This window comes from Roseococcus sp. YIM B11640, assembly GCF_049727625.1.
Classification (GTDB): domain Bacteria; phylum Pseudomonadota; class Alphaproteobacteria; order Acetobacterales; family Acetobacteraceae; genus Roseococcus.
On record NZ_JBBJOZ010000001.1, the window covers coordinates 1,131,829 to 1,158,333 of the forward strand.

General features: G+C 70.5%; 27 protein-coding genes. 16 read left to right on the forward strand and 11 right to left on the reverse strand.

From position 1 onward, the window contains the following. The first annotated feature begins 2 nt into the window (after nucleotides 1-2). Genes WJM96_RS05775 through WJM96_RS05785 form a run of 3 tightly spaced genes read left to right on the forward strand, consistent with a single transcriptional unit; the run spans nucleotide 3 to nucleotide 3,346 of the window. A complete protein-coding gene (locus tag WJM96_RS05775; protein ID WP_424811828.1) occupies nucleotides 3-749 on the forward strand; it encodes an alpha/beta fold hydrolase in 747 nt (248 codons plus the stop codon). A 3-nt stretch (nucleotides 750-752) separates the two neighbouring features. Continuing rightward, nucleotides 753-2,018 (forward strand): acyl-CoA dehydrogenase family protein, encoded by a 1,266-nt coding sequence (locus WJM96_RS05780; RefSeq protein ID WP_424811480.1) that lies wholly within the window; start codon nucleotides 753-755, stop codon nucleotides 2,016-2,018. Then, nucleotides 2,015-3,346 carry a class I adenylate-forming enzyme family protein gene (locus WJM96_RS05785; RefSeq protein ID WP_424811481.1) on the forward strand — a complete coding sequence of 444 codons (1,332 nt, stop codon included), beginning with the start codon at nucleotides 2,015-2,017 and terminating at the stop codon, nucleotides 3,344-3,346. Before WJM96_RS05780 ends, WJM96_RS05785 begins: the two co-directional genes overlap by 4 nt. Here the strand turns inward: WJM96_RS05785 and WJM96_RS05790 are convergent. After that, nucleotides 3,330-4,259 carry a 2-dehydropantoate 2-reductase gene (locus WJM96_RS05790; RefSeq protein ID WP_424811482.1) on the reverse strand — a complete coding sequence of 310 codons (930 nt, stop codon included), beginning with the start codon at nucleotides 4,257-4,259 and terminating at the stop codon, nucleotides 3,330-3,332. The genes WJM96_RS05785 and WJM96_RS05790 overlap by 17 nt on opposite strands. An 84-nt stretch (nucleotides 4,260-4,343) precedes the next feature. On the opposite strand from WJM96_RS05790, the gene WJM96_RS05795 reads away from it, so the two are divergent. Further along, nucleotides 4,344-5,840 carry an HAL/PAL/TAL family ammonia-lyase gene (locus tag WJM96_RS05795; protein ID WP_424811483.1) on the forward strand — a complete coding sequence of 499 codons (1,497 nt, stop codon included), beginning with the start codon at nucleotides 4,344-4,346 and terminating at the stop codon, nucleotides 5,838-5,840. A 121-nt stretch (nucleotides 5,841-5,961) separates the two neighbouring features. Here WJM96_RS05795 and WJM96_RS05800 read toward each other — a convergent pair whose 3' ends face one another. From WJM96_RS05800 to WJM96_RS05815, 4 genes are all read right to left on the reverse strand, one after another. Then, the gene (locus tag WJM96_RS05800) at nucleotides 5,962-6,735 is read right to left on the reverse strand and encodes a DUF4394 domain-containing protein (RefSeq protein WP_424811484.1); all 774 of its coding nucleotides are present in this window, start codon (nucleotides 6,733-6,735) and stop codon (nucleotides 5,962-5,964) included. Between the two features lie 84 nt (nucleotides 6,736-6,819). Then, entirely contained in the window at nucleotides 6,820-7,488 is a 669-nt protein-coding gene (locus WJM96_RS05805) for an anti-sigma factor (RefSeq protein ID WP_424811485.1), read from the reverse strand. Then, nucleotides 7,485-8,015, reverse strand: coding sequence for a sigma-70 family RNA polymerase sigma factor (locus WJM96_RS05810; RefSeq protein ID WP_424811486.1), 531 nt, complete (start codon nucleotides 8,013-8,015; stop codon nucleotides 7,485-7,487). Before WJM96_RS05810 ends, WJM96_RS05805 begins: the two co-directional genes overlap by 4 nt. Beyond that, nucleotides 8,012-8,617: a hypothetical protein gene (locus tag WJM96_RS05815; RefSeq protein ID WP_424811487.1), complete on the reverse strand. Its 606-nt coding sequence runs from the start codon at nucleotides 8,615-8,617 to the stop codon at nucleotides 8,012-8,014. Before WJM96_RS05815 ends, WJM96_RS05810 begins: the two co-directional genes overlap by 4 nt. A gap of 33 nt (nucleotides 8,618-8,650) precedes the next feature. Here WJM96_RS05815 and WJM96_RS05820 point away from each other — a divergent pair, with 33 nt between their 5' ends. Next, nucleotides 8,651-9,481 (forward strand): aldo/keto reductase, encoded by an 831-nt coding sequence (locus WJM96_RS05820; protein WP_424811488.1) that lies wholly within the window; start codon nucleotides 8,651-8,653, stop codon nucleotides 9,479-9,481. 76 nt (nucleotides 9,482-9,557) lie between these two features. Here WJM96_RS05820 and WJM96_RS05825 read toward each other — a convergent pair whose 3' ends face one another. Next, entirely contained in the window at nucleotides 9,558-10,967 is a 1,410-nt protein-coding gene (locus WJM96_RS05825; RefSeq protein ID WP_424811489.1) for a TRAP transporter large permease, read from the reverse strand. Between the two features lies 1 nt (nucleotide 10,968). After that, complete coding sequence (locus tag WJM96_RS05830; protein WP_424811490.1) at nucleotides 10,969-11,517, reverse strand: TRAP transporter small permease subunit; 549 nt, start codon at nucleotides 11,515-11,517, stop codon at nucleotides 10,969-10,971. 134 nt (nucleotides 11,518-11,651) lie between these two features. Here WJM96_RS05830 and WJM96_RS05835 point away from each other — a divergent pair, with 134 nt between their 5' ends. Genes WJM96_RS05835 through WJM96_RS05865 form a run of 7 tightly spaced genes read left to right on the forward strand, consistent with a single transcriptional unit; the run spans nucleotide 11,652 to nucleotide 19,129 of the window. Then, nucleotides 11,652-13,688 (forward strand): proton-conducting transporter membrane subunit, encoded by a 2,037-nt coding sequence (locus WJM96_RS05835; RefSeq protein ID WP_424811491.1) that lies wholly within the window; start codon nucleotides 11,652-11,654, stop codon nucleotides 13,686-13,688. Then, complete coding sequence (locus WJM96_RS05840; RefSeq protein WP_424811492.1) at nucleotides 13,688-14,647, forward strand: respiratory chain complex I subunit 1 family protein; 960 nt, start codon at nucleotides 13,688-13,690, stop codon at nucleotides 14,645-14,647. Before WJM96_RS05835 ends, WJM96_RS05840 begins: the two co-directional genes overlap by 1 nt. A gap of 4 nt (nucleotides 14,648-14,651) precedes the next feature. Continuing rightward, nucleotides 14,652-15,320 (forward strand): hydrogenase-4 component E, encoded by a 669-nt coding sequence (locus tag WJM96_RS05845; protein ID WP_424811493.1) that lies wholly within the window; start codon nucleotides 14,652-14,654, stop codon nucleotides 15,318-15,320. Next, nucleotides 15,317-16,738, forward strand: a complete 1,422-nt coding sequence (locus tag WJM96_RS05850) for a proton-conducting transporter membrane subunit (RefSeq protein WP_424811494.1) — start codon at nucleotides 15,317-15,319, stop codon at nucleotides 16,736-16,738. The genes WJM96_RS05845 and WJM96_RS05850 overlap by 4 nt, the downstream gene beginning before the upstream one ends. Then, complete coding sequence (locus WJM96_RS05855) at nucleotides 16,735-18,243, forward strand: nickel-dependent hydrogenase large subunit (RefSeq protein WP_424811495.1); 1,509 nt, start codon at nucleotides 16,735-16,737, stop codon at nucleotides 18,241-18,243. Before WJM96_RS05850 ends, WJM96_RS05855 begins: the two co-directional genes overlap by 4 nt. Further along, entirely contained in the window at nucleotides 18,243-18,611 is a 369-nt protein-coding gene (locus tag WJM96_RS05860) for a glyoxalase superfamily protein (RefSeq protein WP_424811496.1), read from the forward strand. The genes WJM96_RS05855 and WJM96_RS05860 overlap by 1 nt, the downstream gene beginning before the upstream one ends. Further along, nucleotides 18,611-19,129, forward strand: coding sequence for an NADH-quinone oxidoreductase subunit B family protein (locus WJM96_RS05865; RefSeq protein WP_424811497.1), 519 nt, complete (start codon nucleotides 18,611-18,613; stop codon nucleotides 19,127-19,129). Before WJM96_RS05860 ends, WJM96_RS05865 begins: the two co-directional genes overlap by 1 nt. Nucleotides 19,130-19,150: 21 nt before the next feature. Here WJM96_RS05865 and WJM96_RS05870 read toward each other — a convergent pair whose 3' ends face one another. Then, a complete protein-coding gene (locus tag WJM96_RS05870) occupies nucleotides 19,151-19,546 on the reverse strand; it encodes a carboxymuconolactone decarboxylase family protein (protein WP_424811498.1) in 396 nt (131 codons plus the stop codon). Next, a complete protein-coding gene (locus WJM96_RS05875; protein ID WP_424811499.1) occupies nucleotides 19,524-20,504 on the reverse strand; it encodes a LysR family transcriptional regulator in 981 nt (326 codons plus the stop codon). The genes WJM96_RS05870 and WJM96_RS05875 overlap by 23 nt, the downstream gene beginning before the upstream one ends. A gap of 116 nt (nucleotides 20,505-20,620) precedes the next feature. Between WJM96_RS05875 and wrbA the strand changes: the two genes are divergently transcribed. After that, nucleotides 20,621-21,220, forward strand: a complete 600-nt coding sequence (wrbA, locus tag WJM96_RS05880; RefSeq protein WP_424811500.1) for an NAD(P)H:quinone oxidoreductase — start codon at nucleotides 20,621-20,623, stop codon at nucleotides 21,218-21,220. Between the two features lie 6 nt (nucleotides 21,221-21,226). Here the strand turns inward: wrbA and WJM96_RS05885 are convergent, their stop codons facing one another. Further along, a complete protein-coding gene (locus WJM96_RS05885; RefSeq protein ID WP_424811501.1) occupies nucleotides 21,227-22,180 on the reverse strand; it encodes a 2-hydroxyacid dehydrogenase in 954 nt (317 codons plus the stop codon). Nucleotides 22,181-22,289: 109 nt separating this feature from the next. On the opposite strand from WJM96_RS05885, the gene WJM96_RS05890 reads away from it, so the two are divergent. From WJM96_RS05890 to WJM96_RS05900, 3 genes are read left to right on the forward strand one after another with little or no spacing between them, the layout of a single operon-like run. Then, complete coding sequence (locus WJM96_RS05890) at nucleotides 22,290-23,255, forward strand: alpha/beta hydrolase (protein ID WP_424811502.1); 966 nt, start codon at nucleotides 22,290-22,292, stop codon at nucleotides 23,253-23,255. 20 nt (nucleotides 23,256-23,275) lie between these two features. Further along, entirely contained in the window at nucleotides 23,276-24,247 is a 972-nt protein-coding gene (locus tag WJM96_RS05895; protein ID WP_424811503.1) for a Bug family tripartite tricarboxylate transporter substrate binding protein, read from the forward strand. Nucleotides 24,248-24,296: 49 nt separating this feature from the next. Continuing rightward, nucleotides 24,297-25,769 carry an amidase gene (locus WJM96_RS05900; protein ID WP_424811504.1) on the forward strand — a complete coding sequence of 491 codons (1,473 nt, stop codon included), beginning with the start codon at nucleotides 24,297-24,299 and terminating at the stop codon, nucleotides 25,767-25,769. Here the strand turns inward: WJM96_RS05900 and WJM96_RS05905 are convergent. Beyond that, on the reverse strand, nucleotides 25,766-26,503 hold the full coding sequence (locus WJM96_RS05905) for an ABC transporter ATP-binding protein (RefSeq protein ID WP_424811505.1): 738 nt from the start codon (nucleotides 26,501-26,503) through the stop codon (nucleotides 25,766-25,768). The genes WJM96_RS05900 and WJM96_RS05905 overlap by 4 nt on opposite strands. Nucleotides 26,504-26,505 lie beyond the last annotated feature (2 nt).

The window sequence follows — 26,505 nt, forward strand, 5'->3', positions numbered from 1 at the left end:
CGATGGAGATGGGCGAAGGCCCGGCGCTGCTGCTGCTGCACGGCATCGGCGGACGCGCGAATTTGTGGCGGTCCACGCTGGAGGCGATGAGCGCCCGGCGCCGGGTCATCGCCATGGACATGCCAGGCTATGACGGAAGCTCCCGCATTCTCGGAAGCTTCGCCGAGCTCGCCGATGCGGCTGTCGCGCTGCTTGATGCGCGGGGCATTGCGCAGGCCGATGTGGTGGGTCATTCGCTGGGCGGCATGATCGCGCTGGAGATGGCGCTGCGGCATCCGTCGCGCGTGCGCCGGCTGGTGATCGTCGCGAGCTCTCCCGCTTTCGGAAGCCGCGATCCGGCCTTCCGCGAGGCGTTTCTCGCCGCGCGGCAGAAGCCGCTGGATGAGGGGATCGGCATGGCCGGCGTCGCCGAGGCGTTGGTGCCCAGCATGCTCGGCCCCGCCGCCGACCCCGCCGCGAGGCCTGCCGCCAAGGCGGCCATGGCAAGCGTGAACGAGGCGGCCTATCGCGCGACGCTGGCCGTGCTGACGGGCTTCGACCGCCGGGCCGACCTGCCGAATGTCACGCAAGAGAGCCTGCTCATCGCGGGCGAGGCGGATGCGACGGCGCCGCCGCGCGGCATGCAGCGCATGGCCGACGCCATGCCGGACGCGCGTCTCCTGGTCATTCCGGGCGTGGGCCACCTGCTTCCGGTGGAGGCGCCCGCCGCCTTCCACGCCGCCCTGCAAGACTTCCTGGACGAGGCCTGAGCCATGGACCTGCCGCAGAACGCCCTGCAGGACGCGCCCATCTTCGACCCGCGCGGCTTCCGCCTCTCGCCCTTCGAGGCGGAGCTGACGGCGCGCGCGCGCGAGTTCGGCGCCCGCGTGCTGGCGCCCCGCGCCGCCAGATGGGACCGCGAGGCAAGCTTCCCGACCGACAATTACGACGACATGCGCAAGGAAGGCTGGCTCGGCATCTGCATCCCCATCGGGGAAGGCGGGATGGGCGCCGATTTCCGCGCCTATTGCCTCGCCGCCGCCGAGTTCGGCCGCTATTGCGGCGCGACGGCGCTGACCTGGAACATGCATGTCTGCAGCACGCTCTGGACCGGGTTGTTGATCGACGACCTCGAGATGGATCCGGCGCTGCGCGCGCAGCATCTGGCGCGGCGCGGCGAGCACTACGCGAATATCCTGGAGCGCGGCGCCGTCTTCTCGCAGCCCTTCTCGGAGGGCGGTGCCGCGGCGGCGGGGACCATCGCCTTCGGCACCACGGCGACGCCGGTCGAGGGCGGCTTCCGCATCAACGGCAAGAAGATCTTCGCCTCGCTCTCCGGCCATGCGGATTACTACGGCATCCTCTGCACCGAGGCGCATGAAGGCGAGAAGCTCTCGCGCCGCGACACGCTCTACCTCGCTATCCCGAAGGATGCGGATGGCGTGACCGTGGAGGGCGGCTGGGACCCGCTCGGCATGCGCGGCACCGTGAGCCGCAACTTGATCTTCCGCGACGTCTTCGTGCCGGAGAGCGCGGAGCTCATGCCGCCGGGCCTCTACTTCCAGGCCGCAAGCCGCTGGCCGCACATGTTCATGACCTTGACGCCGACCTATATGGGCCTCGCCCAGGCGGCCTACGACTTCACCGTGCGCTACCTGCGCGGCGAGCAGCCGGGCACGCCGCCGGTGAAGCGGCGCATGTACCCCACGAAGCAGATCGCGGTGGCCGAGATGCGCGTGATGCTGGAGCAGACCAAGGCGCTCTGGTTCCAGGCCATCACCGAGGCGGGGCCCGATCCCTCCAAGGAACAGGTGATGCGCGCGCTGGCCGCGCAGAACACCGTCATGGAGAACGCCAACGCGCTGGCCGCCAAGGCGGTGCGGACCTGCGGGGGCCAGGCCATGCTGAAATCGCTGCCGCTGGAGCGCATCTATCGCGATAGCCGCTGCGGCTCGTTGATGCTGCCCTGGACGGCAGAGCTCTGCATCGACCGGCTGGGCCGCGACACGCTTTACGAGAAGGGCGAAACCGACTCGTGACGCCCTTCGATCTCGCCGCGCTGGAGCCGCTGATCGCGGCGGAGGAGGCCGCTTTGCGCGCGGCCGGCATTGTGGCAGGCGACCGCGTGGGATGGATCGGGCTCAACGATCCCGCGATGCTCGCGACGCTCTTCGCCTGCGAGCGGATGGGCGCGGTGCTGGTGCCGCTCAACTGGCGCCTCGCGGCCGAGGAGCTGCAATGGATCGCCGAAGATGCGGGGCTCGCGCTGCTGCGCGAGGGGCCCGCGAGTGGTGCCGTGACGCCGCTCCCCGCGCGTGGGGAGCCGGGCTGCGAGGCCCTGCTCATCGGCTATACCTCCGGCACGACGGGGCGGCCGAAGGGCGCCATGCTGAGCCGCGCGGCGCTGCACGCCAATGCAGAGAATGCGAGACGGCTCTTCGGCCTGACGGCGGCGGATCACGTGTTGACGGTGCTGCCGCTCTTCCATGTGGGCGGGCTGAACATCCAGACGGTTCCCGCGCTGCTGGCGGGCGCCCGTGTCACCCTCATGCCGAAATTCGAGCCTGATGGCTTCTTCGACGCGGTGGAGGCGCTGCGTCCGACCCTGTCGCTGCTGGTGCCGGCCGTGATGACGGCGCTCGTCCGGCACCCGCGCTGGGCGACGGCTGATCTGGCTTCGCTGCGGGCGATAGGCGCAGGCTCCTCCGAGGTGCCCATGCCGCTGATCGAGGCGTTCCACGCGCGCGGCATTCCCGTGCAGCAGGTCTACGGCATGACGGAGACCGGGCCCATCGCCATCGCGCAGACTGCCGCCGAGGCTATGGCGGCCCCGGGCTCCATCGGCCTTGCCGCGCCTCTCTGCGGGGCGCGGGTCATGCGCGACGGCCAGGAAGCGCCGGTCGGCGAGGCAGGCGAGATCGAGATCCGCGGTGCCAATGTCATGACCGGCTACTGGCGCCGCCCGGACGCGACCGCCGAGGCGTTGCGCGGGGGCTGGTTCCGCACCGGCGACGTGGGACATCGCGATGCCGCGGGGCGCTTCTGGTTCACTGACCGGCTGACGCGGGTGATCATCTCCGGCGGTGAGAACATATACCCGGCCGAGGTGGAGCGCGTGTTGCAATCCGTGCCAGGCGTGACCGAATGCGCGGTGATCGGCCGCCCCGACCCGCGCTGGGGGGAGGTGCCGGTGGCCGTGATCGTGGCGGGTCCCGGCTTCGATGAAGCCGAGACAGCGGCGCGGCTGGAGCGTGGCCTCGCCCGCTTCAAGCACCCGCGCGCCGTGATCCATATGCCGAGCCTGCCGCGCACGGCGCTCGGCAAGGTGCAGATCGAGAAGCTGCGCGAGCTTACTTCGGGCGGTTAGCCGCGCGGCGTTCCTCATAGGCGCGCGCGTGCAGCGCCGCCATCTCATGGATCGCCGGTTCCACGCCCGCTCGAAGCGCGGCCTGGTGCAGGAAGCCCAGGATATGCTCGCCCTCGATACGGTTGCCGGCCTCGATGTCGCGCAGCATGGAGGTGGCGTAGGCGCTCGTCGCGTCGCTGAACAGCGCCCGGTATTCCGCCATGAAGGCGTCGGGCATCGGGTGGCCGTGGTGCGCCGCGATGGCGGCGTTGCGCTCCAGCACCTCGATGAGCATGGGGGAGCCGCCGGCGCGCACGATCTCGCCCACGCGCGCGCGCATCAGCACGGTGCCGACGGCGCTGGTGCCCAGATGCACGAGCTTCTCCCAAAGCCGCTGGGCCACATTCGGCACGGCCTTGGCCTCGACACCGATGGCCTTCGAATAGGCCGCTTCCAGCGCCTGCACACGCGGACTCATGGTCCCGTCCACCTCGCCGAAGGTGAGCCAGCGCCAGTCGTTGAGCTGCCGCACCACGCCATCCGCCAACGTCGCCTGGATCTTGCAGAGGCCCCCGAGCACGCGATCCTTGCCGAAGGCGTTCTGCAACGTCGCGATATGCGAAAGCCCGTTCAGCACAGGCAGGATCGCGGTGCGGCCGTCCACGCCGGGGCGGATCGTGGCGATCGCGTCCTCCAGGTCGAAGGCCTTGCAGGTGAGGAGGATCACGTCCCAGCCGGGTTGGAGATCCGCCGCCAGCACGGTCTTCGCGGCCAGCTTCGCGTGGCCGAAGGGGCTTTCGATGACGAGCCCGTCGCGGGCCAGGGCCGCCGCGCGGCCGGGGCGGACCAGGAAGGTCACGTCGCCGCCCGCTTCCGCCAGGCGCCCGCCATAGTAGCCGCCCAGCGCACCCGCGCCCAGCACCAGAACCCGCATGGCATTCCTCCATTCAGGGGCCGCACCGCTTCACGACCCCGGCAAATCGCCGCAGCATCCTGCCTTACCTCGAGGAGATGCGCGATGGAGCCGATTGCCGGCGAAGGTCTGGATTGTGCAACGCTGGGCCGCATCGCCGGCGGGGCATCTGCGGCCTTCACGCCCGCCGCCCGCGCGCGCATCGCGGAAGGCGAGGCTCGGCTCGCGGCGCTGATCGCGGACGGCACGCCCATCTACGGCGTCACCACGGGCTTCGGCGCGCTGGACGGCGCAAAGGTGCCGCCCGAAGCGAACCAGGCCTTGCAGCGCAACCTGCTGCGTTCCCATGCCGCGGGCGTCGGCGCCCCCATGCCGGAAGGCGAGGTGCGGGCCATGCTGGCGCTGCGCGCGAATGTGTTGGCGACGGGCATCACGGGCGCTTCGCTCGAAGCGGCGGAGGCGCTGCTGGCCATGCTCAACGCGGGGATCGTGCCGGAAATTCCCGTGCAGGGCAGCGTCGGTGCCTGCGGCGACCTCGCGCCCCTCGCGCATCTCGTGCTGCCGCTCATCGGCGAGGGGCATGCCATGCTTGGCGGCGAGCGGATGACGGGCGCGGAGGCGATGGCGCGCGCGGGCCTCGCGCAGATTCCCATGACCGGCCGCGACGGCATCGCGCTCATCAACGGCACGGAGCAGACCACCGCCATCGGCTGCCTCGCCTGGCTGGAGGGGGATGGGCTGATCCGCTGGGCGGAGGCCATCGCCGCGCTGAGCCTGGAGGCGCTGGGCGGCCTCAACGATGCCTTCGACGAACGTGTGGCGCTGGCCAAGCCGCATCCCGGCCAGATCGAGGCGAGCCGCCGGCTGCGCGAGCTCACTCAGGGCAGCGTGTCCGTGCTGGCGCCTCGCGCCTCACGGCTGCGCGATGCGCTCACGCTGCGCAACATCCCGCAGGTCGTCGGCGCGGCGCGCGATGCGGGCGCCTTCTGCCGGCGCGTGCTGGAAATCGAGATCAACGCGGCCAACGACAACCCGCTCTTCGGCCTGGCAGATGGCTTCGTCACCTCCAACAGCGGCAACTTCCATGGCCAGGCAGCGGCCGAGGCGCTGGACTTCTTCGCGAATGCGCTGACAAGCCTCGCCGTCATCAGCGAGCGGCGCTGCGCGCGCCTGGTCGATCCGGCGACGAACAACGGGCTTCCGGCCTTCCTGATTCATCCCGATGCCACGCCCGGCCGCAACAGCGGCTTCATGATCGCGCAGTACACCGCCGCCTCGCTGGTGGCGGAACTCCGCATGCGGAGCATTCCGGCCGCGATCCAGTCCGTGCCGACCTGCGCCAATACGGAGGACCACGTCCCCATGGCACCCTTGGCCGCGCGGCGCTGCGCCTTCGCGGCCGAGACGCTGCGGCACATCCTGGCGATCGAGCTGCTGCTGGCGGCCCAGGCGTTGGACATCCGCGGCCATGCTCCGGCCCCGGCGCTGCGCCCGGCCTATGCGGCGCTGCGCGAGGCGGTGCCGGCGATGCGGGAGGACCGGGTGATGTCCGCGCAGATCGCGGGCTCGGCCGCCGTGCTGCGCGACATGCCGGCCCCCTGACGGCGCACGCCGCCCCCCGGAGGTCCCGGAAGGCGGCGGCGCTTTCCCCCGCGCGGCGGCCGTGCCCCGGAGGGCTGGGGAAGGGCACGGCACGGAAGTCGCGCGCGGGGGCGCGCTGGCTTCACCGCATGGCGGCGAGGTCGATCACATTCGCGCCGCGCGGCAGCGTCACCGTGCCGCGCGGGGTCAGCGCGCCGGTCGTGAGATCGAGCGAGTGGAGCGTGCTGCCCGCCATCACGAAGCCCCAGTTGTTCGTGCCGTCGCTCAGGATGTCGAAGGCGACCGAGGCCGGCACCTGCGCCGAGAGCCGCGCGCGCGGCGCCTGCACGCCGTCATTGGGCGGGTTCTGCACGTTCAGCGCGTTCTGCGAGGTGTCGATGGTCAGCAGCTGGGTCGCGGTCGCGCCCTGCATGCTATTCGTGTAGGCGCCGGCGACCACGCGCGGCATGGTGCTGGCCAGCGGGCCGTCGCCGTTCTTCAGCCGGCCATCGGTCGCGGCCTCGCCGGTCTCGACGTTCACGCGCAGGTTCTGCCCGTCCATGCCCATCACGCGCACGCGGTTGGCGACGGGATTGAAGTCGAAGATCGCATGGCCTGCGGCCTGGAAGGGAACGTTGAGCCGGCTGACCTGCGTCGCACGTCCATTGGCGGGATCGATGGTGACGATCTGTCCCGTGCTGGTGATGCCATAGAGGCGGCCATCCTGCGGGCGCTGGTCGATGCCGACGACCGTGCCGTCCGCGCCGGTGATGCGCGTGGCCGGCATCGCGCGCCGCGTCTCGCTGTCGATGCGGATGAGCTGATTGTCGCCGGTGAGGCCGACGAGCGTCGCGGCCTCGGCCTGCGCGGTGGCGAGAAGGGCGATGCCGCCCATCAGGGCAAGAGCGTGCTTCATGGCGTTTCTGGCTCCGTCTTCGCTCGGCTGGATCGCCTCGCTGCTGACGTTACGGAGCGCGATGCGCGGCAGATGCAGCCGCCGCTAAATTCCGCGTGCGGGAGCGAGGCGGCCGATGAACAGAATGGGCCCTGTCGGCCGCCCGGTGGGCGAGCCGCCGGGCGGTTCGAGCGTGATCTCGATGAGCATGCCGGGCTCCGGGCGGATGGTCTGCGGCGTCACGCTGAAGCGGCCGGTCTCCGGCACAAGTCCGAGCGAGGTCGGCGCCGTCGCGCCCTGCGGCAACGCCCAGAGCTGCGCGACGCGGCCCGGCTCGATCTCGCGCCGGTTCAGCGCGGCGAGGTTGATCGTGCCGCCCTGCGCCTCCACGAGCCAGGCGGGCTGGTCGCGGCTGGTCAGGAGCACGGTCATCAGCGCGGGCTCGGGCGTGGGGCGCAGCAGGAGCACGGCGGCGAGGCCGGCCGCCACCGCGCTGGCACCAAGGCCGAAGGCCGGCCAGGGGAAGCGCCAGCCGCGCTGCGCCGGGGCGGCCGCGAGGCCCAGGCTGCCTTCGATCCGGGCCCAGAGCCCGGGCGGAGGCGCCTCAGGCGGGGCCAGCGCATGCAGGGGCGCGAGCCGGTTCTCCCAGGCGGCCACGGCCTCGGCCAACTCGGCATCCGTCTCGATCAGGGCGCGCACGCGCGCGGCTTCGCGCGCCTCGAGCGTGCCGAGCACGTATTCCGCGGCCAGGGCGTCGCGTTCCTCGGGGGTCATGTGAGGCACTCGCGCAGGCTCAGCAGGCCGCGGCGGATCCAGGACTTCACGGTGCCGATGGGCAGTTCCAGCCGCGCCGCGATTTGCGGATGCGAGAGGCCATGGACGAAGGCCAGCAGGATGCCCTGGCGGTTCTTTTCCGGCAGTGCCTCGAGGCAGGCCCGCAGCCGCGTCCCGTCCTCGCCGGCCGAGATGCTGTCGAGCTGCGCGGGCTCGACGGGCGTGTCGCCGAGCGTGGCGTCGTCGGTCGGGATCTCGCGGCCGCGGCGGCGGGCGATGTCCAGCGCGGCGTGGCGGATGACGGCGCCGATCCAGGCCTCGGCGGGCCCGCGTTCGGGATCATAGAGCCCGGCGCGGCGGCTGATGTTGATGAAGCCGTCATGCACCGCGTCGGCCGCCGCGTCGCGGTCGCGCAGCACCGCCATGGCGATGCCGAAGAGCCGCACGGATTGCAGCTTGTAGAGGGATTGCAGCGCGGCGCGGTCGCCCCCCGCGACACGTGCGAGCAGAACCGAGGCATCGCTCATGGGACGAGCTGCCTCAGCCGGCCCAGCACGCCCTGGAGATCCAGCCCGGGCTCCGGCGGCGGCGGCGCCGTACCTAGCGGCACGGCGCGGCGGTAGCGCTCCATGGCGGCCGGGGTCCCGGCGAGGCGGAGCTCCGTCGGCTCGGTCGTCGCGGTGGTGTTGCTGCCCAGGCCCGACATGCGGACCAGGGCGCGCGCCGCGGCCGACAGCTCCTGCGAGGCGCGGTCCGCATCGCCGCGGCGGGGCGCGCAGACCAGGCTGCGGCCTTCCAGCCCGCAGGGCAGCTCCAGCATGTTGTTGCGGTCGAAACGAAGCTGCGCCGTGCCGGTGAAGGCAAGGACGGCGCGGGACGGGCTGTCGAAGGAGAGGTCGCGCGCCGTCACGACGGGGACGAGCTTGCCGCCGCGATCCTGGATCTCCAGCCCGATGCCCGCTCCCACGCTCGGCCGCTCCACCCAGTCCTGGTGGCGCAGGATGCATTCGGTGCGGTCGGTCATGCGGTCGGTGACGCAGTTCAGGCGCCAGCTCCCGATCTCCTCGGGCGCGGGCTGGCCATAAGCGGCGAGCGGCAGCAGGATCAGGATGGCAATGCCACGACGCATGGGCGGAGCCTAGCACGGCCAGGAGGAATGCAAATGCTGAGCGTGACACTTCCGGACGGTACGAAGGTTCCGGCGCTCGGGCAGGGCACCTGGCACATGGGCGAGCGCGGCGGCCAGCGGAAAGCGGAAGTCGCAGCCCTGCGGCTTGGCCTTGATCTCGGCATGACGCTGATCGACACGGCGGAAATGTACGGCGATGGCGGGTCCGAGGAGGTGGTGGGCGAGGCCATCGCGGGACGGCGCGGAGAGGTGTTCCTCGTCTCCAAGGTCTATCCGCACAATGCCTCGCGCCGCGGGCTGCCGCAGGCCTGCGAGCGCAGCCTGAAGCGTCTCGGCGTCGAGACGATCGATCTGTACCTGCTGCATTGGCGTGGCTCCGTTCCTCTCGCCGATACGGTGGAGGCGATGGAGCGGATGCGGGCCGAGGGAAAAATCCGCCATTGGGGCGTCTCCAACCTCGATGTGGACGATCTCGAGGAGCTCGGCGCCGCCCTGGCGGACTGCGCGACGGACCAGGTGCTGCTGAACCTGGAGCATCGCGGCCCGGAATACGACCTGTTGCCCTTCTGCGCGGACCACCGCATGCCCGTGATGGCCTATTCGCCGGTGGGGCAGGGAGGCGCCTTGCTGCGAAACCCCGTGTTGGCGGAACTGGCGCAGGCGCGCGGCGCGACGCCGGCCCAGGTCGCGATCGCCTGGACGCTATCCCGACCTGGCGTCATCAGCATTCCCAAGGCTGTCCGGCCAGAGCATGTCCGGGAGAACGCGGCGGCCGGCGGGATCGTGCTGACCGCCGAGGAGCACGCGGCATTGGACGCTGCCTTCCCGCCGCCGAAGCGCAAGCGCTCGCTCGCCATGCTGTGACGGTCCGGCCGCAGGGTCGCCGGGGCGGGGAAGCCAAGGGTGCGGAGCGCGCCTCCGGCGGCTGAGGGAAAGACGGCTATCTAAATACCGGCACCGCGTCGTCGTCATTCTGGGGCGCGGGCGGCAGTTCAATGTGCACGCTGGCGGGGTCTACCGTCGGGCCGGAATGCACGAAGTAGGTCACCGAGGCAGGCCAGAAGATCACGATGGCCACCAGCAGCAGCTGCATGATCAGCCAGGGAATCGCGCCCAGGTAGATGTCCCGCGTCGGCACCGATTTCGGCGCGATGCTGCGCAGGTAGAAGAGCGCGAAGCCGAAGGGCGGGTGCATGAAGCTGGTCTGCAGGTTGATGCAGAGCAGCACGCCGAACCAGACGAGGTCGATGTCCAGCTTCGCCGCCACCGGCGCCAGCAGCGGGATGATGATGAAGGCGATCTCGAAGAAATCGAGGAAGAAGGCCAGGAAGAAGACGAAGATATTAACGAAGACCAGGAAGCCGACCTGCCCGCCCGGCAGGTGGCTCAGCAGGTATTCCACCCAGTGCGAGCCATCCACGCCCTGGAAGACCAGGCTGAATACCGTGGCGCCGATCAGGATGAAGATCACCATGGAGGTGATCCGCATCGTGTTGCCCATCGCCTCGCGCATCAGACGCCAGGTGAAGCGGCCGTTGATCATCGCGAGCACGACGGCGCCCACCGTGCCCATCGCGCCCGCTTCCGTCGGCGTGGCAAGGCCCATGAAGATGGTGCCCAGCACGATGAGGATGAGCGCGATGGAGGGCACCATGCCCTTCAGCACGCGCCAATAGAGGGGCCATCCGCGCGCCACCAGCGCCTCGGGCGGCAGCGGCGGCACCTTATGGGGCGCCACGACGCTGACGATCGCGATGAACCCCATGAAGATCAGGATCTGCAGCACCGAGACGCCGATGGCGCCCGCATACATGTCGCCCACGGAACGGCCGAGCTGATCGCCCAGCACGATCAGCACCAGCGAGGGGGGAATGACCTGAGTGATGGTGCCCGAGGCCGCGATGACGCCCGTCGCGATGCGCGTGTCATAACCGTACTTGATCATGATGGGCAGCGAGATCATGCCCATGGCGATGACGGAGGCCGCGACGGTGCCCGTGATGGCACCCAGCACGGCGCCGACCAGGATGACGGCATAGGCCAGTCCGCCCGGGATCTTGCCGAAGAGCTGACCGGTGCCTTCCAACAGATCCTCAGCGAGGCCGCAGCGCTCCAGGATCGCGCCCATCAGCGTGAAGAAGGGGATGGCCAGAAGCAGGTCGTTGGAAAGGATGCCGAAGACGCGCAGCGGCAGGTTGCCGAGGTAGCCCGCGGTGAAGAAGCCGAGTTCGATCGACAGGAAGCCAAAGAACAGCCCCACGGCCGAGAGGCTGAAGGCGACCGGGAAGCCCAGCAGAAGGAAGACCACGAGGCCGCCGAACATCAGCGGCGGCATGATATCGATGCTCATTCTATTGCTCGGGCCGGTGGTATTCGGTGACGACTTCGGCTCCGTCCATGCTGCCGCGCAGCAGGGCGATGCGCTTGATGAGCTCGGACAGGCCCTGGAGGATCAGCAAGAAGAAGCCGAGCGGCATCAGCAGCTTGGCCGGCCAGCGGATGAGCCCCCCGGGCGCCGGCGACATCTCCTGCCGCTGCAGCGCGTCGAGGAAATAGGGCCAGGTCATCCAGCCCAGCAGGGCCATGGAGGGTAGCAGGAAGACGATGAGGCCGAAGATATCGACGTAGAGGCGGCCCCTATCGCCGAGCGCGCCATAGACCAGGTCCACCCGGACGTGCTCGTTGCGGAAGAGGGTGTAGCTCGCGCCCAGCATCACGACGGCCGCGAAGAAGTACCACTGCACCTCGAGCCAGGCGTTGGATGAGATGTTGAGGCCGTAGCGGCTGAGAGCGTTGCCGGCGCTGATGGCGCAGGCCAGGAACACGCACCAGTCGGCCACGCGGCCGAACTTCTCATTGACCCAGTCCACGCCCCGGCTGAACGCCAGCAGCAACCCCATCCCAACCTCCGAAAATTGCGCGGGACTCCCCAGTTTCTTGCGCTTTGTCCCCGCGCCCGTGCGCGTTCCCTACAGATGATTTCCCAATTGTCCAGCCCGGACCTAGTTCGAGCCGCCCGGATGAGGGCCCAGTCATGGGGGGGACGAATCGGGTGGGGCGGGGGCAGGATGGCCTTGTGCTGATGCTGCTCTCCGCCTCATGGCTGGGCCTGCTCGGCCTAGCGGCGTTGGGCGCCGCCGGGGTGGCGCCCCGCATCCTGGCCTGGGGCTCGGCCCTGGCGGCCCTGGGGCTCGGCGCTGTGGGCGCCATGGGTCTCATGGGGGTGGTCCTGCCGCCCATGCCGCTGCCCTTCGGTCCGCCCTGGGGGCCTTCGATCCTGGCCGTGGACGGGCTTTCGGCGTGGTTCCTGCTCTTGATCGGGTTGGCGGGGGTGCCCGCCTGCCTGATGGCCACGCAGACCGCGATGTCGCGGACCGAGGCCGCCTGCCTGCCGCTGTTCCTGGCCGGGATGTCGGCCGTGCTCCTGGCCGGCGACGTCTTCACGCTGGCCCTGGCCTTCGAGGCGATGTCGCTCGCCTCCTGGGCGCTGATCGCGGCACGGCACGCGGCCGGGCCGAACCAGCGCGCCGCAGGCCTCTACTTGGCCTTCGCCGTCTTCTCCGGCCTCTGCCTGATCGGCGGGCTGGCGCTGCTGGCCACCGGCGGGCCGGGCTTCGACCGCATCCGCGCGCTGCCGCCCGAGGGCTGGCGCGCCACGGCAGTGCTGGTCCTGCTGCTGCTCGGGGCGGGCTCCAAGTTCGGGCTGGTGCCCTTCCATCTCTGGCTGCCGCTCGCGCATCCGGCGGCGGCCACGCCCGTCTCGGCGCTCATGTCGGGGGCGATGGTCAAGGTGGCGCTCTACGTGCTGCTGCGCGGCGTCTTAGATCTGGCAGGCCCTGCGCAGCCCGCTTGGTGGGGCGTGCCGCTGATCGCGGCGGGGGCCGCGACAGCGCTGATCGGCGGCCTGCGCGCCAATCTGGAGCGCGACATCAAGGCCATCCTGGCCTGCTCGACGCTCGAGAACATGGGGCTGATCGCGGTGGCGACCGGCTTCGCGCTGGTCTTCCGGGGCTCGGACACGCTGCCGCTGGCCGCGCTGGCACTAGGCGCGGCGCTGCTGCATGCCCTCGCGCACGCATTGTACAAGACGCAGCTCTTCCTGACCGCCGGCGCGGTGGCCGAGCTCGGCGGCAGCCGCGACGCCGACCGGCTCGGCGGACTGATCCACAGCATGCCGCTGGTGGCCGCCTGTGGGGCGGTGGGCGCGCTGTCGGCGGCCGCGCTGCCGCCGCTCTCGGGCTTTGCGAGCGAATGGCTGCTGCTGCAATCCCTCGTGCAGGGATGGCGGGTGGCGGACATCTCCATGCAGCTCATCGCCGCCGTGGCGCTGGCGGTGGTGGGCATGTCGATCGGGCTCGGCGCCGCCGCCATGGTGCGGCTCTACGGCCTGGTCTTCCTCGGCCGGCCGCGTACGCCGCGCGCGGCGGGGGCTTCGGATGCCACGGGCGCGACGCGCGCCGCGCTGCTGCTGCCGGCGGGGGCGAGCCTGCTGCTGGCGGTGCTCGCGGCCCCCATGCTGGCGCTCGGCGACGGGGCCATCCGCGCCCTGCTCGGCGCCAATGCGCGTGCGCCGGTGCTGGGGCTGGACCTCGCTTTGGGCGAGGTGGGCGCCCGCTATGCGCCCATCATGGTGGCGCTGCTGCTGGCCGCCGCCGTGGCGCTGGCCGTCGCGGCAGTGCGGCGACGCTCGGGCTACGCGTCGATCCGTGGCCCGGCCTGGGATTGCGGCTTCATGCCGCCGCCCGCGCATCTGCCTTTCGGCGACCCGCTGACCCAGGCCTCGGCCGACGGGCTCGGCCAGCCTGTCCGCCGTGCGCTCGGCTCCCGCTTGCTGATTCTGGAGGAGCGGCACGAGGCCGCCTTGCCCGGCTCGCCTAGCCCCGCGCGCCTCTCGGTCGCGATGGAGGATCGCGCCGAGGCCCAATTGCTGGCGCCCCTGGCGCGGTGGCGCGGCGCGCTGGCGGCGCGGGTGGAGCGGCTGCGCGACCTCCCGCTCCGCCCCCATCTGGGGCTCGCGCTCGGCACGCTGGTCGTTCTGCTGGTCTTCGTCGCCTGGCTGGAGCGCGGGTGATGGCCTCCTTTGGCGGGCTCATTTCGCAGATCCTTCATCTGCTGCTGATGCTGGCGACCGCGCCGGTGCTGGTGGGTGTCGTGCGGTGGCTCAAGGCGCGGCTCGTGGGGCGGCGCGGGCCGCACCCGCTGCAGCCCTGGCGGGACACGCTGAAGCTGCTCCGCAAGCGGCCGGTCCTGGCGGAAGGCGCGAGCCCGGTCTCGGAGGTCGCGCCCTATGCCGCGCTCGGCGCCACCTTCCTGGCCGCCGCCCTGGTGCCGAGCTTCGCCCAGGGCATGACGCTCGCCCCCTATGCGGACCTGCTGCTCATCGGCGGGCTGCTGGCGCTGGCGCGCGTGGCGCTGGCCCTCAACGGGCATGATGCGGGCACGGCCTTCGGAGGGCTGGGCGCGGCGCGCGAGATGACCTTCGCCGTCTTTGCCGAGCCGGTGCTGCTCGTCTGCGTCATGGTCTTCGCCGTGCTCGCCGGCGGCTCCAACCTCGACGCCATTGCCTCCGTCTTCCGTGAGGGCGCGCTGGGCCTGCGGATCTCGCTGCTCTTCGCCGCGCTGGCGCTGCTGGCCGTGGCGCTGGCCGAGAATGCGCGCGTGCCGGTGGACAACCCCGCCACGCATCTCGAGCTCACCATGGTGCATGAGGCGATGCTGCTGGAGGCATCGGGCCGCCATCTCGCGCTATGGGAGATGCAGGCGGCACTGAAGCTGGCGCTGTGGTTCGCGCTGCTTTCGGCCATCTTCCTGCCCTACGGCACGGCGCCCGCGCGCAGCGGCCCGTTGCTCTGGGCGATGGGCCTGGTGGCCTGGGTGCTCAAGATGGGACTGCTGGCCGTGGCGCTCGCGGTGTTCGAAAGCGCGATTGCGAAGATGCGTGTCTTCCGTGTGCCCGAATTCCTCGGCGGCGCGCTGCTGCTGGCCATGCTGGCCGCGGCGCTCATCTTCGTCTCCACGGGGCTGGCGTGATGCGATGAGCTTCGGGCAGCTCCCTTATGATGTGGCGCATGTCCTGGGCGGGATCATGCTGCTCGTCTCCTTTATGCTGCTGCAGCGCCGCAGCGCCGCCTCGCTGATCAATGCGCTGGCGCTGCAGGGCGTGCTGCTGGCGGCGGCCGCGATCTGGCAGGGCTATGTCCAGGGGGCGCCGCAGCTCTACGTCACCGGCCTGATCGCCCTGCTGGCCAAGGGCATCGCCATTCCTCTCGTGCTGCGGCGGATGCTGGGGGGCGCCCTCCTGCATCGCGAGCCGGAGGGCGGCCTGGACAGCACCCGCGCCATGCTCGCCGGCGGGCTGCTGGTGGCGCTGGCCATCCTGGTCGTGCTGCCGGTGACGGCCGGCGTGCAGGCCCTGGCGCGCGAGGATCTGGCCATCGCGCTCTCCATCCTGCTTCTGGGGCTCCTCATGATGCTGCTGCGGCGCGGCGTGCTGGCGCAGGCGGCGGGGCTCATGATCATGGAGAACGGGCTGATCCTCGGCGCCGTCGGCGTGGCCGGCATGCCGCTGGTGATCGAGCTTTCGACCGCCGGGCTCGTCCTGGTCGTGGGCATGATCGCGGGGCTCTTCGGGCGCCTGCTGCATGAGAGCTTCGAAAGCCAGGACACCGACGTCCTGCACCCGCACCGGGGCGAGGCGCCGTGAGCGCCGCCGGGCTTCTGATCGTCCTGCCCTGCCTCTCGGCGCTGGTGCTGGCCGCGATGCCGCGCTGGGCACCCCGGCTGAACATCCTGGCCTCGGCCGCCACGCTGCTGCTGGCGCTGAACCTGCCGGTGGGCGAGGCGGAGGCGGCCGCACTGCTGCGCGTAGATGCGTTGAGCTTCCCCTTCGTGCTGATCGGCGCGGTGGTGGGCCTCGGCACCGCCGTCTTCTCGTTGCAGGACGTCGAGCACGAGGGCTTCGACATCCGCCGCACGCGCTATTTTCACGCGGCCTTCCAGGGCTTCATGGCGGCGCATTTCCTGGCGCTGCTTTCCGACAATCTCGGCGTGATGTGGGTGGCCATCGAGGCCGGGACGCTCGCCTGCGTGCTGATGGTGGCGCTGCACCGCACACCCGCCGCGCTGGAAGCCGCCTGGAAGTTCTTTATCCTCTGTGGCGTGGGCATCGCGCTCGCGCTCTTCGGCATCATCGTGCTGGCCTTCTCGGCCCAGGCGCTGCTGGGGCATGGCGAGCAGCTTTCCTACATCGCGCTTCGCTCCGTCGCGGCGCGGGCGGATGCGGGGCTGCTCAACCTCGCCTTCGTGCTGATGCTGGTGGGCTTCGGGACCAAGGCCGGGTTGGTGCCGCTGCATTCCTGGCTGCCGGATGCGCATGCGGAGGGGCCGACCTCGATCGCCGCCGTGCTCTCGGGCCTGCTGCTGAACGCGGCCATGCTCGGCATCCTGCGCGGCAAGACCATCGTCTCCATGCACGCGCAGATCCTGCCCCCGGGCGGCTTCCTGCTCGCGCTGGGCTTCGCGACGCTGCTGGTCGCGGCCTTCTCGCTCTGGCGGCGGCGGGATGCGAAGCGACTCTTCGGCTGGAGCAGCATCGAGCATATGGGCATCGTCGCCATCGCCTTCGGCGTCGGCGGCACGGCGGGGCACATGGCGGGGCTGCTGCACCTCTGGGGCCATTCCCTGGTGAAGTCGGCGGCCTTCTTCGCCGTGGGCCGTGCGGCCCGCATCAAGGGGGCGCAGAGCATCGAGGCCATCGGGGGCCTTGTCGCGACGCATCCGGCGCTGGGCTGGGGGCTGGTGCTGGCCATGGCAGGGCTGGCGGGGCTGCCGCCCTTCGCGATTTTCGCGGCGGAGCTGCTGCTGGCCTTCGAGATGGGGCAGGGCTTCCCGCTGCTGCTGCCCATCCTGTTGCTGGGCTGGCTGGTGGCCGGGACGGCGCTGCTGCGGAACATGCAGCGCCTGTGCTTCGGCAACCCCACGCCCGACGAGATGCCCGCCGCCGCCGGCCTGCCCACGCTGCTGCCGCTCTGGATCAACCTCGCCCTCGCGGCGATGCTGGCCGTCGCCATGCCCGCCCCGCTTGCCGCCATGCTGCGCGAAGCCGCGAGGGTGCTGGCATGAGCGGCCCCGGCATGAGCCCCTGGCGCGAAATCCTGGGCGGCGGGCGGCATGTGGAGGCGCGTCCCTGGCCGCGCTTCGTGCTGGACCCGATCCGCTGGTCGCGCATGCTCCAGGCGCTGGAGCCGGGCGTGGCGCTGCTCGGCCTCTGGGCAGAGGCGGAGATGGTGCATGCCGCCTTCCTGGACGAGGGGGCGCTGGATGTCGTGCTCGTGTCGGTGCCGGCCCCCGAGGGCCGCTACCCCGCGCTGTCGCCCCTGCGTCCCGCTGCTGCCTGGTTCGAGCGCGCGGCCCGCGACCTGACGGGGCTGGAGGCCGAGGGCGGGCTGGACGCACGCCCCTGGCTGGATCACGGGCGCTGGCCGCTGCAGCGGCCGCTTTCCGCCCGCCCCGTCCGCGCTGCCGTGGAGCCGCCGGCGATGGAGTTCCTGCCGGTGGAGGGGGAGGGCATCCATGCCATCCCGGTCGGCCCCATCCATGCCGGCATCATCGAGCCCGGTCATTTCCGTTTCCACGTCCAGGGCGAGATCATCGTGCGGCTGGAGGCCAGGCTGGGCTACCTGCACAAGGGCGTGCTGAGCCTCATCCACGGAAAATCCCCGCGCGCCGCGGCGCGCTTCGCCGCCCGGCTTTCGGGCGACAGCACCGTCGCGCACGCCACCGCCTTCGCCCGTGCCGCCGAGGCCGCGCTGGGCGTGGAGGTGCCTTCCCGCGCTCTCGCCATCCGCGCCGCGATGCTGGAGCTGGAGCGGCTGCACAACCATCTCAACGACATGGGCTTCATCGCCAATGACGCCGCCTTCGTCGTGATCCACGCGCGCATGGGCGTGCTGCGCGAGGGGCTTCTGCGCGCGCAGCTCCTGGCCTTCGGCAGCCGGCTGATGATGGACCGCGTACAGCCGGGCGGCGTGGCGCAGGATCTGGAGGCGGAGGGGATCGCGGCGCTGCTCGACGCGCTGGAGACGATCGCGGCCGAGCTGCCGGTCCTGCTCAGCCACTACGAGAATCATGCCAGCCTGCAGGACCGTGTGCTCGGCACCGGCACCACGGGCGCCGAGCTGCTGCGCGCCTTCGCGCCCGGCGGCGTCGTGGGCCGCGCGGCCGGGCGCGGCTTCGACGCGCGCCTCCTGACGGGCGAGCTTTCGCCGGAGACGCTGATCCGCCAGGCGGCGGGCGACGTCGATGCTCGCTGGCGGCAGCGCTATGCCGAGGCGCATCAATCCATTGCCATGCTGCGGGCGCAGCTTGCTGGCCTGCCGGAAGGCGCCCTGCACGTGTCGCTGCCGCATGCGGCAGGCGAGGGGATGGCGCTGGTCGAGGGCTTCCGCGGCGAATGTCTCGCCTGGATGCGGTTCGACGATGGTGGGCTCATCGAGGCCTGTTTCCTGCGGGACCCGTCCTGGCTGCACTGGCCCGTGCTGGAGGGCGCGGTGATCGGCGACATCGTGGCCGACTTCCCCCTCATCAACAAAAGCATCAACGGCAGCTACAGCGGGGTGGACCTGTGATGCAGAACGTCACACCCATCCTGCGCATCTTCGACGTGGCGAAGACCCGCGAGTTCTATCTTCACTACCTGGGCTTTGCCTGGGACTGGGAGCATCGCTTCGACGACCATGCGCCGCTCTACGCCCAGGTCTCGCGCGAAGGCGTGGTGCTGCATCTGTCCGAGCATCATGGCGATTGCTGTCCGGGCGCGGCGGTCCGCATCCAGCTTGCGGATGTGGCCGCGCTGCATGCGGAGATCTCCGCCAAGAATTATCGATACGCCCGCCCTGGCCTGGAGACCGTTCCCTGGGGCGAACGGCAGGTCCGCATCCAGGACCCGTTCCATAACCGGCTGATCTTCTTCACCCCGGACGAGGGGGGCGCGTGATGCTGCTGCCGAAGCTCGCCCGCTGCCTCTTCTCCCGGCCGGTCACGGACCCGGCGCCCGCCGTCGCGCCCGAGATCGTCGCCGAGCTGCGCGCGAGGATCGACGAAGCCGCGCAGAAGCGGCTCGGCCGCTCGCTTGCCATCCGGCAGGTGGATGCGGGCAGCTGCAACGCCTGCGAGCTGGAGATCAACGCCCTGCAGAACGTGCTGCACGATCTCGAGCGTTTCGGGCTGCGCTTCGTGGCCAGCCCGCGCCACGCCGACGTGCTGCTCGTGACCGGGCCCCTCACCCACAACATGGCGGAGGCCCTGCTGCGTGCTCGCGCCGCGACCCCCGACCCCGTCTGGGTCGTGGCATTGGGCGATTGCGCGGTGGATGGCGGCGTCTTCAAGGGCAGCTACGCCGTGCTGGGTGGCGTGGATGCGGCGCTGCCAGTGGACCTGGTCATCCCCGGCTGCCCGCCCGGGCCTGCGCAGATCCTGGAAGGGCTGATCGCGCTGATCGAGGCGAACGCTTAGCGGAATAGAGGCTCGGCGCGCTCAGAGCGCGCCTTCCTCCTTCAGCACCTGTTCCGCCATGCGAAGCGCGTCGATAGCCGCGGGGAAGCCGCAATAGGCCACCGCGTGCGTGAAGACCTCGCTGATTTCGGCCGCCGTGCAGCCGTTGTTCAGCGCGGCGACGAGGTGAATGCGAAGCTCGTGCGGGTGGTTGAGCGCGCAGAGCATCCCGAGCGTGATCAGGCTGCGCTGCCTGCGGTCGAGGCCCGGCCGGGTCCAGAGCGTGGCATAGGCCATTTCCTCCGACAGCGCCCGGATGGCAGAGTTGAACGGATTGGTGGTGCGGTCGCGGGCCTCGGTATAGGCGGCGCCCAGGATCTCGCGCATCTCGGCGCGGCCTTTGGCGCGGAGCGTTTCATGTGCGGCGGCTTCGTCCATTGCTTCCTCCACGGTTCTTCTTCGGTCTAGGGAGCGTAGGGCCTGGCGGTGGCGCGGCAAGGGCCGCGGCCTGCTGCTCGAACCGCGCGACGAGCCAGGCGGCGGCAGGGCCCGGCGGGCGGTCCATGCGGTGGATGGCATTGAGGTGATAGGTCCCGCCGCGAAGCTCGGGCATGTCCAGCCGCACCAGCCGCCCGGCCTCTAGGTCCTCGCGCACCATGGGCAGCGGCATGTTTCCCCAGCCGATGCCTTCGCGGAGCAGAAGGTGCTTGGCGCCGAGATCGGCCAGGCGCCATGTGCGCGTCGCCATCACGGCGAAGTCCCAGCCCTCGGTGAGGCGCGAGCGGTCCGTGAGGACAAGCTGCACATGAGCACGACCCGCGCCGGGCGGGTTGCGCCTGGCGAGCGCGAGCGGATGCCCTGGCGCGGCGACGGGCACGAGTTCCACCTGACCCACCCCGATGCGGGCGAGCGCGTCGCCGCCAATCTCCTGCGGACCCATGACGCCGAGATCCGCGCGCCCTGCCAGCACCATTTCGGGCACGGCACCCAGCGCTTCCACATGCAGCCGCAGCGTGACCGAGGGGAACTCTGCGGCGAAGGCCGTGAGCGCGTCCGCCACGCGTTCCGTCGGCAACATGACATCGAGTGCGACCTGGACCTCTCGCTCCAATCCGCGCCGCAGGCCAAGGACGCGCGCGCGCAGCGTGTCCATGTCCTGGGTGAGGATCCGGGCTTCCGCCAGCACCATCCTGCCTGCCTCGGTCAGCACGGGCCGGCGCGTGCCCTCCCGCGCGAAGAGCGCGACGCCGAGCTGCTGTTCCAGGTTGCCGACGGCATAGGCAACAGCGGAAGTGGCGCGGCCCAAGGTCCGGGCGGCGGCGGCGAAGCTCCCGGCTTCCGCTACGGTGCGGAAGACACGAAGCTGCTCGAAGCTGGGGGTGCCGATCTCGGACATGCCGAAATATTAGAACAGATTTGACAGTATTATACCTGTTTTCCGTGTATGCATCCAGGGCTACACCCGCCGCACCGAGGGCGTCCCCGCCCGGTCGATCAGCATAGGAGCCCGCGATGGCCAAGGTTCTCGTCCTCTACTATTCCAGCTACGGCCACATCGAGACGATGGCGCAGGCCGTCGCCGAAGGCGCCCGCGCTGCCGGCGCGCAGGTCGATATCAAGCGCGTGCCCGAGACGGCGCCGCTGGAAGTCGCGAAGGCCGCGCACTTCAAGCTCGACCAGGCGGCCCCTATCGCGACGGTGGCGGAGCTGGCCGATTACGACGCGATCATCGTGGGCACCGGCACGCGCTTCGGCCGCATGAGCTCGCAAATGGCTGCCTTCCTCGACCAGGCCGGCGGCCTCTGGGCGCGCGGCGCGCTGAACGGCAAGGTCGGCGCGGCCTTCACCTCGACCGCTTCGCAGCATGGCGGGCAGGAGACGACGCTCTTCTCCATCATCACCAACCTGCTGCATTTCGGCATGGTGATCGTGGGCCTGCCCTACAGCCACCAGGGCCAGATGACGATGAACGAGATCGTGGGCGGCGCGCCCTATGGCGCCACGACCATCGCCGCCGGCGACGGCTCGCGCCAGCCGAGCGAGATCGAGCTCGCCGGCGCGCGCCACCAGGGCGAGTTGGTGGCCAAGACGGCGATCAAGCTGACCGCCTGACGCGCTTCAGGCGGCCGGCATCAGCGAGCTGAGCGGCCGGCCGCTAAAGAAGGCGTCCAGATTGTCCACGAGAACCTTCTGCTGGGCACGCTGTGCGCCAAGCGACAACGCCGCCATGTGCGGCGTGAGCACCGCGTTCTCGAGCGCCATCAGGCGCTCGGGCACGTGCGGCTCATTCTGATAGACATCGAGGCCGGCGCCCAGGATCCGGCCCGTCTCCAAGGCTTCGCACAACGCGGTCTCGTCGACGGCAATCCCTCGCGAGATGTTGACGAGCACGCCCTCCGGCCCGAGCGCTTCCAGGATTTCGGCATTCACCGCGTGCCGGTTCTCCGCGCTCGCGCGTACCGCCACGACCAGCACGTCCGCCCAGGTAGCCAGTTCCTTCAGGCTGCCGAAATAGGCGTGATCCACGTCGCCGCGGCGGGAGCGGTTGTGGTAGCCGATTTCCATCTCGAAGGCGGCGGCGCGCTGCGCGATCTTCATCCCGATGGAGCCCATGCCGTAGATTCCCATGCGCTGGCCCGCAAGGCCCGGCGTCAGCGGCACGCGGTCGATGGCGAGGTTCGCCCATTTACCCGCGCGCACCAGCCTGTCTCCCCGCGCAAGGTTGCGCCCGGCGGCGATGACGAGGCCCATTGCGAACTCGGCGACCGCGGTCGCATTGGCCTCGCCCGCATGCGTCAGCCTGATGCCGCGCCGGATCGCCTCGGCGCGGTCCACGCCCTCGAAGCCGGTGCCGTAGCAGGCGATGAAGCCGAGCTGCGGCAGCGCATCCATCAGCGCCGCGTCGGTTCTGAGGCTGCCCAGCGTGACCAGCGCCTGCGCCTTCTCGGCGCCTGGAGGGAGGGGCAGCGGGTTCTGGCGGTCGAGCGGGCCGAAAAGCTCGTAGCGGTCCGCCAGGCGGTCCCGCAGCCTGGGAGAGATGGGCATGGCGAAGAGGATGGCGGGCTTCGGCATGAGGCGTCTCCGGCGGATCTGTTGCAGTGCAGCACGCCCGGTCCAGCATCGCAACCGCTCAAAAGGAAGCTATCTTGCGGAGGCATCCGGTTGGTGGCTCACTCCCCGCATGTCAGACACGCTCGATCCCGGCATGGCCGCCTATGTGCAGAAGGCGAGGGAACAGAATGGCCGCCTAGCCGGCTTGGTCGACCTCTCGCCGGAGCAGCGCCGCATCCGCGCTGAGCTCTTCGCCCGCATGACGGCCGAGCCGCATCCGCCGGGGCTGGAGGTCGAAACGACCTATGTCACGCTGCCTGGACGCGAGATTCCCATCCGCATCTATCGCCCGGCCGGGCCGCCGGGTCCGCGCCCTGCCATCCTGTACTTCCATGGCGGCAGCTGGATCGCGGGCAGTCCGGAATCGCATGATTTCGTCACCGCGAGCCTCGCGGCCAATACGGGCGCGCTGCTGCTCAGCGTCCATTACCGTCGCGCGCCCGAGAACCCCTATCCGGCGCCGACCGAGGATTGCTTCGAGGCGCTGCGGTGGGCCGCGTCCCGGGCCGAGACGCTGGGCATCGACGCCACGCGCCTCGCGGTGGCGGGTGACAGCGCGGGCGGCAATCTCGCGGCGGCCTGCACGCTGATGGCGCGCGATCGCGGCGGGCCGGCCATCTGCCACCAGACGCTGATCTATCCGACGCTCGACGCCGATCTCGACACGCCGAGCTACCTCGCAGGCACCGACCCCATCCTCACCCGCGCGGCGATGCGCGAGGCGCTGGAGGCCTTCCTGCCGAACGGCGCTCCCAACGGCGACGATTACGCGCTGCCCTTGCGCGCGGCGAGCCTGGCGGATCTGCCGCCGGCCTATCTCAGCATCGCGGGCGTCGATCCGCTGCGCGACGACGGGTTGCGCTATGCGGCGCGGTTGCGCGAGGCGGGTGTGCCCACGGAAGCGCGTGTCGGCCCCGGGTTGGCGCATAGCTACGTCCGCGCCCGGCGCCTGAGCGCCGTCGCCGAGGATGAGTTCCAGACCATGTGCGCCGCGATCCGCGCGGCGCTGGGCCTGCCGGCGCCGCCGCGTTGGTGATGTTCCGAAGAGAGAGACCGATGCTCCAAGCCAACCGACGCAGCCTCCTCCTGGCCGGTGCCGCCCTCCTCGCCGCGCGACCGGCCCTCGCGGCTTATCCGGACCGGCCCATCCGCCTGGTCGTGCCCTTCGCGCCGGGGGGCAGCTACGACACGACGGGGCGGCTGATATCGGAAGGCATCTCGCCGCAGCTCGGCCAGCCCGTGGTGCTGGAGAACCGGCCTGGCGCGGGCGGCGTCGTGGGCTCGCTCAGCGTCGCCCGGTCGCAGGGGGATGGCTACACGCTGGTGCTGGGCGGGCTGACGGCACAAATCCTCGTGCAGGGCGTGAATGCCAGCCTGCCGTTCAAGCCGATGGAGGATTTCATCCCCGTGGCTCTCGTGGCAAAGGTGCCGCTGATCCTCGTGGCGGCAAAGCGCCTCGGCGTGAGCAATGCGCAGGAGCTGGTGCGCAAGCTGAAGGCGGAGCCGGGCCGTCACAATTTCAGCTCGGCCGGCAACGGCACCTCGGGTCACATCGCTGCGCAACACTTCGTGGACGTCGCGCAGATCGAGGCGACACATATTCCCTATCGCGGTAGCGCGGCAGGCCTCGCGGATCTGCTGGCAGGGCGTGTCTCCTTCCTCGTCGATACGCCTTCGGTCGTGGGCGAGCACATTCGCTCGGGCGCCGTTGTCGCCATGGGCGTGCTCTCCGACAGCCGGATCCCGACGCTGCCCGATGTGCCGACCATGAGCGAGGCCGGCCTCCCAGGCGTAAAGAATCTCGAGCCCTGGCAGGCGGTGCTCGCACCGCGCAGCACGCCGGCGGATGTGGTGGCCCGCCTCAATGCCGCGATCAACAGCGTCCTGGCGCGGCCGGAGACACGGGAGCGCTTCGCCGCCATCGACCTCACGCCCATGGGTGGATCGCCGGAGCAGGCGGCGCGCTTCTTCAGCGAGGAGAACGACCGCTGGGTGCCCATCGTGCGCGCCATGAACATCGTGACATGAGATTCGAGCCCGGCTGGGCACCGTCGCCAGCGGGTGCCAGACTTCGCGCATGAACGAGCTTATCCGTCTCACCGCCACCGAAGCCGTGGCCCGCCTCCAGCGCCGCGAGGTCTCGCCGCTGGAGCTCATCGACGCGGCCGCCGCGCGCATCGCGGCGGTGGAGCCCGAGGTGAACGCGCTGCCCACCCTGTGCCTCGACCGCGCGCGCGACCATGCGAAGCGTCTGATGGCGGGCGAGGGGAGGGAGCTGGAAGGCCAGGCCGGCTGGCTCGGCGGGCTGCCGGTCAGCATCAAGGATCTGACGGACGTCGCGGGCGTGCGGACGACCTATGGCTCGCCCATCTTCAAGGAACACGTGCCGCAGGATTCGCATCCGGTCGTGAAGCGGATCGAGGCGCATGGGGGCATCGTCGTCGGCAAGTCGAACACGCCGGAATTTGGCGCGGGCGGCTCCACCTTCAACGAGGTCTTCGGCCGCACGCGCAACCCGTGGAACACCTCGCTGACCTGCGGTGGCAGCACGGGCGGCGGCGCGGTTTCTCTGGCCACCGGCGAAGTTTGGCTGGCCCAGGGCACGGACCATGGCGGCAGCCTGCGTCGGCCCGGCACCTATTGCAGCGTGGTGGGACTGCGTCCCTCGCCGGGGCGCGTGACGCGGGGGACGGTGAACAACCTCTTCTCGCCGCTCTCCGTGCAGGGGCCCATGGCGCGCAACGTACCCGACCTGGCGCTGTTCCTCGATGCCATGGCCGGCTGGTGCGCCCTTGATCCGCTGACCTACGATGCGCCCGCGCGCAGCTATGCCGACGCCGTGGCGGCCGCGGAGGCCGAGCGGCCGAAGCGCATCGCCTTCACAGCCGACTTCAACGGCCAGCTGCCCGTGGATCGTGAGACCCGCGAGATATGCACCAAGGCCGTCCGCGCCTTCGAGGCGGCGGGCTGCGTGGTCGAGGAATTCGCGCCCGATCTCGCGGAGCTCGGCGAGGCGTTCCTCATCCTGCGGAGCCAGGCCTTCGTGGTGGACCGCGAGCTCCAGCTGCAGACGCATCGCGACCTCATCAAGCCCGATATCATCTGGAACACGGAGCGCGGACTGAAGGCCACGCCAAGCCGGCTCGCCTGGGCGGATCGCGAACGCGCGGCCTTCTTCCGGCGCATGGCGGCGCTCTTTGCGCGCTACGACGTTTTCGTCACGCCGGGCGCGGCCACGCCTGCCTTCGACGTGATGCTTCGCAACCCCGAGACGATCGCGGGCGTGAAGCTCGAGAATTATATGGCGGGGTCGATGATCAACGCCGCCATCACCTTGGCGGGCTGCCCGGCGGTCGCGGTGCCTTGCGGCTTCGATCGGTACGGCCGGCCGGTCGGGCTGCAGGTGGTGGCGCCTCCGCGCCGGGACGAGCGCGCGCTCCAGGCGGCGGCGCTCTTCGAGCGGGCGAGCGGGCTGGACCGTAAGGTGCCCATCGATCCGCGGCCCGGGACGGTTCCCCCGGCGGAAGCGCCTTCGATCGCCGCGCCTTAGGCCGCCGCGGGGCCCAGCACCTCTTCCACCGGGCCATCAGCGACGATGCGCCCGGCCTCCAATCGGATGGCCCGGGTGCACCATTGGCGAGCCGTGGGCATGTCATGCGTCGCGATCACCAGGATTTCCGCGCCGCGCACCAGTTCGGCGAGCCGGTTCTCGGCACGCTGCATGAACTCGGCATCGCCGGCGGAGAACCACTCGTCCATCAGCAGGATCTCGGGCTGCATCGCCGTCGCGAGCGCGAAGGCGAGGCGGATCTGCATGCCAGCGGAGTAGCTCTTGATCGGCACATCGATGAACTCGGCGAGGCCGGAGAAGGCCGTGACGCTCTCCTCCAGCCGGTCGATCTGCGCGTCGCTCATGCCGCGATACAGCGCGCGGAGGCGAATATTCTCCCGGCCCGTGCTCTCCCCATCCATCCCGGCGGAGGGGTCTATCAGGGTGCCGAGGGTACCCTCCACCTCAAGACGTCCGGCGGCAGGCTCGTAGATGCCGGCAATGGTCCGCAGCAGTGTGGACTTGCCCGCGCCATTGTGGCCGACCAGGGCCACGCGCTCCCCGCTGCGGATCTCGAAATTCAGGCCGCGAAGGGCGGAAACCACCACGCGGTTGGCCGCATCTGTCTTCACCCGGGAATTGACGCCGCTCAGCAGGCGCTTCTTCAGGCTGCGGGCCCCGTGGTGATACAGGGGGAACTCGATGGCCAGACCTTCGGCCTTGATGCTCGACATGT